Origin of the sequence: Methylibium sp., from assembly GCF_031393925.1 — a bacterium.
Classification (GTDB): domain Bacteria; phylum Pseudomonadota; class Gammaproteobacteria; order Burkholderiales; family Burkholderiaceae_C; genus Methylibium.
In genome coordinates, this window is sequence record NZ_JANMWL010000264.1 from 1 (window position 1) to 2,850 (window position 2,850).

3 protein-coding genes are annotated in these 2,850 nt (G+C 66.2%); 1 reads left to right on the forward strand and 2 read right to left on the reverse strand.

The window, feature by feature from the left end:
• Together glyA and RMO12_RS13935 are read right to left on the reverse strand one after the other, a co-directional pair.
• A partial coding sequence (gene glyA / locus RMO12_RS13930; RefSeq protein ID WP_309639743.1) for a serine hydroxymethyltransferase occupies positions 1 to 863 on the reverse strand: 863 nt, incomplete at its 3' end.
• 204 nt (positions 864 to 1,067) lie between these two features.
• Complete coding sequence (locus RMO12_RS13935; RefSeq protein WP_309639744.1) at positions 1,068 to 1,988, reverse strand: lytic transglycosylase domain-containing protein; 921 nt, start codon at positions 1,986 to 1,988, stop codon at positions 1,068 to 1,070.
• 224 nt (positions 1,989 to 2,212) lie between these two features.
• Here RMO12_RS13935 and RMO12_RS13940 point away from each other — a divergent pair.
• A partial coding sequence (locus RMO12_RS13940; RefSeq protein ID WP_309639745.1) for a UbiD family decarboxylase domain-containing protein occupies positions 2,213 to 2,850 on the forward strand: 638 nt, incomplete at its 3' end.

Below are 2,850 nucleotides of genomic sequence, written 5' to 3' on the forward strand. Positions count from 1 at the left end.
TGCTGCTGGTAGGACTTGAACGCCGGCTGCAGCGCCTCCTGGAAGGCCACCGCTTTGGCGGCGATCACGTGCATGAGCGGGCCGCCCTGAATGCCGGGGAAGATGGCGCTGTTGATCTGCTTGGCTATCGCATCCTTCATGAGGATGATGCCGCCGCGCGGGCCGCGCAGGCTCTTGTGCGTGGTGGAGGTCACCGCGTCCGCAAACGGCACCGGGTTGGGATAGACGCCCGCGGCAATGAGGCCGGCGTAGTGCGCCATGTCGACCATGAAATAAGCGCCCACCGCTTTGGCCACACGAGCAAAGCGCTCGAAGTCGATGCGCAGGCTGTAGGCCGAGGCGCCGGCAATGATCAGCTTGGGCTTGTGCTCGTGCGCCAGGCGCTCCATGGCGTCGTAGTCGATCTCTTCCTGGGCGTTGAGGCCGTAGCTGACCACCTTGAACCATTTGCCGCTCATGTTGAGCGGCATGCCATGCGTGAGGTGGCCGCCTTCGGCCAGGCTCATGCCCATGATGGTGTCGCCGGGTTTCAGCAGCGCGAAGAACACACCCTGGTTGGCCTGCGAGCCGGAGTTGGGTTGCACGTTGGCATGCTCCGCGCCGAACAGCGTCTTGAGGCGGTCGATCGCCAGTTGCTCGACCACGTCGACGTTCTCGCAGCCGCCGTAGTAGCGCTTGCCCGGGTAGCCTTCGGCGTACTTGTTGGTGAGTTGGGTGCCCTGCGCCTCCATCACGGCCGGGCTCGCGTAGTTCTCCGACGCGATGAGTTCGATGTGTTGTTCCTGGCGCAGGTTCTCGGCCTGGATGGCGGCCCACAGTTCGGGGTCGACATTGGCGACGGTGGAGACGGTACGGTCGAACATGGGAGGCGGTCCTTAGCGGTCAGCAAGGCCCGGGCGCTCGGCACCCGCTTCGGGTGCCGCATCCGGGCTGCCGCGGCGCACGGCTGAACGGCGCCGATCGGGCGGCACCGGCAGTGCTCCTTGGTGGCCGAGCCACCTCGGGCCGCGGAGGACCCTTGTCGCCAGTCGAACTGCCAAGTGATCTTACCGGAGCAACACGCCCGGTCAGCGCAAAGCCATGTGCTGGCCGGGCTCGCCCGCAGCGACCTCCGGCATCAGCTGATCGCTTGGCTTGGGCGCCTCGTTGACCGGGACGGTCACCGGCACGGAAGCGGGCGCGACGATCAGCGGCGCGGTCACTGGAATGGCGCGTCCGGCGGCCACCGACCGCAGGTGTGCCTGCTCGGCCAGCACCTTGCCGGCGTAGCCGCCGTCGTCCGGCAGGTTGGCGGCGCCAACGTAGTAGCGCAGGCCACCTTCCAGGCTGCCGGCGCGAGCGATGCATTCCTTGAGTACCTGCACGCCCACGCGCAGATTGGTCACCGGGTCGAAGGCGGCGTGGTTGCCGCCGAAGACCTCGTACTTGTCGTCATGCAAGCGCGTCATCACCTGCATCAAGCCCTGGGCGCCGACCGAACTCTGCGCAAACGGGTTGAAGCTCGACTCGATCGCCATGATTGCCAAGATGAGCGTTGGGTCGAGCTTGGCCCGCCGGCCCACGCTCCACGCCTCTTGCACCAGCCGGCTCACGGGCTCGGGCGCCACGTGGTAACGGCGCGAAATCCACCAAGCGATGGCGGCTTGTTGCCGATCAAGGCCGCTCGGGTCGGCGGCGGTCGCCCTGCCCACCGCGTCACGCTCAGCCAGCGCCACGAGCAGGCTGACCGGCGCCGGGTCGATTTCGACGCGTGCTTCCTGGCGCGATTGCAGCCAGTCGAAAGCGCGTTCTTCCAGCGCGTGTCGCAGATCCTGGCGCCCGGCGAAGAACAGCGAGACGGCAACGACGGCCAGGCCGACCAATGCGAGCGAGTTGTGGCTGATTTCGAGTAGACCGTGGCCGGCGTCCTTGAGGAACACCGCCACCGGGCGGCCCAACGCGGCGAGCACGCGGCCGAGCGACTGATTGATTGACTTGAACGCTGTCATGCCTCTCCTTTCGATGAGCGCGCGGCGGCGGGTCAGACCCGACACCCCGCGGCGATAATCTTTTGCACCCCTCGGCTTCAAACACCACAGGGCCGGCGACTATCGGCAGCGTCGCACCAAGAGCCTTGGCGCGGGTTATCCCTTAACGGGCAGGTCGCGCAGTGTAGAAAGGCTTTAAATAACCAGTCAAGACTATGAAGCAACTCTCTTATACCGATTAATAGATGAAGTACCGCGACCTTCGCGACTTTATTGGCGGTCTCGAGCGCGTCGGCGAGTTGCGTCGCGTCGCCGAGCCAGTCTCCGTGCGGCTAGAAATGACAGCGCTCGGCAACCGCGTGCTCCAAGCCGCCGGCCCGGCTCTTTTGTTCGAACACCCCGTCGAAGGAGCTAAGAGTTACGAAATTCCTGTCTTGACAAACCTGTTTGGCACGACGGGACGCGTCGCCCTGGGCATGGGCGCGCACAACGCCAGCGAACTGCGCGACGTCGGGCGGGTGCTTGCCAGCCTGAAGGAACCCGAGCCGCCCAAGGGGCTGAAAGACACCGGCCGGCTGCTGCAGATGGCCAAGGCGCTGTGGGACATGAAGCCGTCCGTGGTTCGTTCGGCGGCCTGCCAGGAAGTGGTGCTTGACGGCGCCGATGTCGACCTGACCGATCTGCCGGTGCAGACCTGCTGGCCGGGCGACGTGGGGCCGCTCATCACCTGGGGCCTCGTCATCACCCGAGGCCCGCAACAAGCGCCCACTGCCCGGCGCCGGCAAAACCTGGGCATCTACCGCCAGCAAGTGATCGGCCCGCGCCAGACCATCATGCGCTGGCTGGCGCACCGGGGCGGCGCGCTCGACTTCCGCGACTTCGC